We start from the raw sequence: 3,805 nt of genomic DNA on the forward strand, positions 1-3,805 counted from the left end.
GGGCGCGCGGTAGTGAGGGGAGTGATAGGGGAGCCGGCGCGAGCGGCGGATGGCCGGGCCGCAGGACGGCGGCGGCGGGGTCGCCGGTCAACGGTGCGTAGCGGAGTCGCAGCTGGTCGTGGTCGGCGGAGAGCCGGCCGAGCACGATGTCGATCTTGTCCTGCGCAAGATGTTCGAGCAGCCCGTTGCTGGTGTCGATCTCGACCGACACGTGCAGGCCGGCATGCGTCCCCTTTACGGCGGCGACGGCCGGCGGCACGAGCCGCAGGCCCGGTGACGTGATCGCCCCCACCGCCACATGGCCGAGATGGCCGGCCTTCAGCGCGGCCAGCTCCTCGTGCGCCTGATCGAGGCTGCCGAGCGCCGCGCGCGCGTGGCGGATCAGCGCGTCGCCGTACAGCGTCGGCCGCATTCCGCGCGGCAGGCGCTCGAACAGCACCGCGCCGATCGATTCCTCGAGTTCACGCAGCAGCTTCGACGCGGCCGGCTGCGTCATGTTCAGCGCGGCCGCCGCGCGGTGAATGCTGCCTTCGTCGGCAAGCGCGACGACCAGCAGAAGCTGGCGCGTCTTCAGGCGACCACGGTTTCCCCACGGGCTGGCATCGGGCATCGTACGGGTTTATATCGATATCGAAATGGATATCGTAATCGCCAAAAACGTCATTAGCGAGTTATCAAAATTCTGCCTAGACTGCGCCGGTACCCGTCACCACAGGACTGACGATGTCGGCAACGAAACCCAGGCTGCGCTCCACACAATGGTTCGGCACGAACGACAAGAACGGCTTCATGTACCGGAGCTGGATGAAGAACCAGGGCATCCCCGATCACGAGTTCGATGGCCGGCCGATCATCGGCATCTGCAATACGTGGTCCGAACTGACGCCGTGCAATGCGCACTTCCGCAAGCTCGCCGAGCACGTGAAGCGCGGGATCTCCGAGGCCGGCGGCTTTCCGGTCGAGTTCCCGGTGTTCTCGAACGGTGAATCGAACCTGCGCCCGTCGGCGATGCTCACGCGCAACCTCGCGTCGATGGACGTCGAGGAGGCGATCCGCGGCAATCCGATCGATGCGGTCGTGCTGCTGGCCGGCTGCGACAAGACGACGCCCGCGCTGCTGATGGGCGCGGCGAGCTGCGACGTGCCGGCGATCGTCGTGTCGGGCGGCCCGATGCTGAACGGCAAGCTCGAAGGCCGGAACATCGGCTCGGGCACGGCCGTGTGGCAACTGCACGAAGCGCTGAAGGCCGGCGAGATCGACCTGCATCATTTCCTGTCGGCCGAAGCCGGGATGTCGCGCTCGGCCGGTACCTGCAACACGATGGGCACCGCGTCGACGATGGCGTGCATGGCCGAGGCGCTCGGCGTCGCGCTGCCGCACAACGCGGCGATTCCGGCCGTCGATTCGCGTCGCTACGTGCTCGCGCACATGTCCGGCATCCGCATCGTCGAGATGACGCTGGAAGGGCTCGTGCTGTCGAAGATCCTCACGCGCGCGGCGTTCGAGAACGCGATCCGCGCGAATGCGGCGATCGGCGGCTCGACCAATGCGGTGATCCACCTGAAGGCGATCGCGGGCCGCATCGGCGTGCCGCTCGAACTGGAAGACTGGATGCGCATCGGCCGCGACACGCCGACGATCGTCGACCTGATGCCGTCGGGGCGCTTCCTGATGGAGGAGTTCTATTACGCGGGCGGGCTGCCGGCGGTGTTGCGCCGGCTCGGCGAAGGCGGGCTGCTGCCGAACCCGGATGCGCTGACGGTGAACGGCAAGTCGCTGTGGGACAACGTGCGCGAAGCGCCGAACTACGACGACGAGGTGATCCGCCCGCTCGACCGGCCGTTGATCGCGGACGGCGGCATCCGCATCCTGCGCGGCAATCTTGCGCCGCGCGGTGCGGTGCTGAAGCCGTCGGCGGCGAGCCCCGAGCTGCTCAAGCATCGCGGCCGGGCGGTCGTGTTCGAGAACCTCGAACACTACAAGGCGACGATCAACGACGAGGCGCTCGACGTCGACGCAAGCTCCGTGATGGTGCTGAAGAACTGCGGGCCGCGCGGGTATCCGGGGATGGCCGAGGTCGGCAACATGGGGCTGCCGCCGAAGCTGTTGCGCCAGGGCGTGAAGGACATGGTGCGGATTTCCGACGCGCGGATGAGCGGCACCGCGTACGGCACGGTCGTGCTGCACGTCGCGCCGGAGGCCGCCGCCGGCGGGCCGCTCGCGGCCGTGCGCAACGGCGACTGGATCGAGCTCGACTGCGAGGCCGGCACGCTGCATCTCGACATTCCGGATGACGAACTGCAGCGCCGCCTGTCGGACGTCGATCCGGCCGCGGCGCCGGGCGTGGCCGGCCAGCTCGGCAAGGGCGGCTACGCACGGTTGTACATCGATCACGTGCTGCAGGCCGATGAGGGGTGCGATCTCGACTTCCTGGTCGGCACGCGCGGCGCGGAGGTGCCGAGCCATTCGCATTGAGCGGCTGCGCAACAGCCGGTGGCGGGCTTTCCCGGCCCGCGCTTCGTGAAACCGTGAACGCATGACGGCCGGCCGCCACAGGGGCCGGCGCAGGACGCGAACCATGACATCGAGCAGCACGCCGCGTTATCGCGGCATTTTCCCCGTCGTCCCGACGACGTTTACCGACACCGGCGAACTCGACCTCGCAAGCCAGAAGCGCGCGGTCGATTTCATGATCGACGCGGGCTCGGACGGGCTGTGCATCCTCGCGAACTTTTCCGAACAGTTCGCGATCACCGACGACGAACGCGATGTGCTCACGCGCACGATCCTCGAACACGTCGCGGGTCGCGTGCCGGTGATCGTCACGACGTCGCACTACAGCACGCAGGTGTGCGCGGCGCGCAGCCTGCGCGCGCAGCAGCTCGGCGCGGCGATGGTGATGGCGATGCCGCCGTATCACGGCGCGACGTTTCGCGTGCCCGAAGCGCAGATCTTCGCGTTCTATGCGCGCGTGTCCGATGCGATCTCGATCCCGATCATGGTTCAGGATGCGCCCGCGAGCGGCACCGCGCTGTCTGCCCCGTTCCTCGCCCGGATGGCGCGCGAGATCGAACAGGTCGCGTACTTCAAGATCGAGACGCCGGGCGCCGCGAACAAGCTGCGCGAGCTGATCCGGCTCGGCGGCGACGCGATCGAGGGGCCGTGGGACGGCGAGGAGGCCATCACGCTGCTCGCCGATCTGCATGCGGGCGCGACGGGCGCGATGACGGGCGGCGCGTATCCGGACGGCATCCGGCCGATCCTCGAAGCGTGGCGCGACGGCCGGCATGACGACGCCTACGCGCGCTACCAGGCCTGGCTGCCGCTGATCAATCACGAGAACCGCCAGTCCGGAATTCTCACCGCGAAGGCGCTGATGCGCGAAGGCGGCGTGATCGCGTGCGAGCGGCCGCGGCATCCGATGCCGGAACTGCATCCGGACACGCGCGCGGAACTGCTCGCGATCGCGCGGCGGCTCGATCCGCTCGTGCTGCGCTGGGCGCGCTGAACGATCACCGAACGATACGCGAAGGAGGCATGCACGATGAGTGATCAGGTTTCGCTGGGTGTCGTCGGCATCGGCAAGATTGCGCGCGACCAGCATCTGCCGGCGATCGACGCCGAACCGGGTTTCAAGCTGACCGCCTGTGCGAGCCGCCACGCGGAAGTGGCTGGCGTACGCAACTATCACGATCTGCGTGCGCTGCTGGCCGCCGAGCGCGAACTCGACGCCGTGTCGCTGTGCGCGCCGCCGCAGGTGCGCTACGCGCAGGCGCGCGCCGCGTTCGAAGCCGGCAAGCACGTG

Annotated in this window: 4 protein-coding genes; 3 read left to right on the forward strand and 1 reads right to left on the reverse strand. The window is 68.4% G+C overall.

The annotated features are described in order from the left end of the window. Window positions 1-610 (reverse strand): LysR family transcriptional regulator (locus G3N93_RS36035; protein WP_206135142.1); only part of this gene is annotated, 610 nt, incomplete at its 3' end. Window positions 611-723: 113 nt separating this feature from the next. On the opposite strand from G3N93_RS36035, the gene G3N93_RS36040 reads away from it, so the two are divergent. The 3 genes from G3N93_RS36040 to G3N93_RS36050 form a co-directional block, all read left to right on the forward strand. Next, window positions 724-2,475, forward strand: a complete 1,752-nt coding sequence (locus G3N93_RS36040; protein ID WP_206135143.1) for an IlvD/Edd family dehydratase — start codon at window positions 724-726, stop codon at window positions 2,473-2,475. A gap of 103 nt (window positions 2,476-2,578) precedes the next feature. Further along, window positions 2,579-3,508, forward strand: coding sequence for a dihydrodipicolinate synthase family protein (locus G3N93_RS36045; protein ID WP_206135144.1), 930 nt, complete (start codon window positions 2,579-2,581; stop codon window positions 3,506-3,508). A 36-nt stretch (window positions 3,509-3,544) separates the two neighbouring features. Further along, window positions 3,545-3,805: Gfo/Idh/MocA family protein (locus G3N93_RS36050; RefSeq protein WP_206135145.1), on the forward strand; the 261-nt coding region annotated here is incomplete at its 3' end.

The organism is Burkholderia sp. Se-20378 (assembly GCF_017104665.1).
Taxonomy (GTDB): Bacteria; Pseudomonadota; Gammaproteobacteria; order Burkholderiales; family Burkholderiaceae; genus Burkholderia; species Burkholderia lata.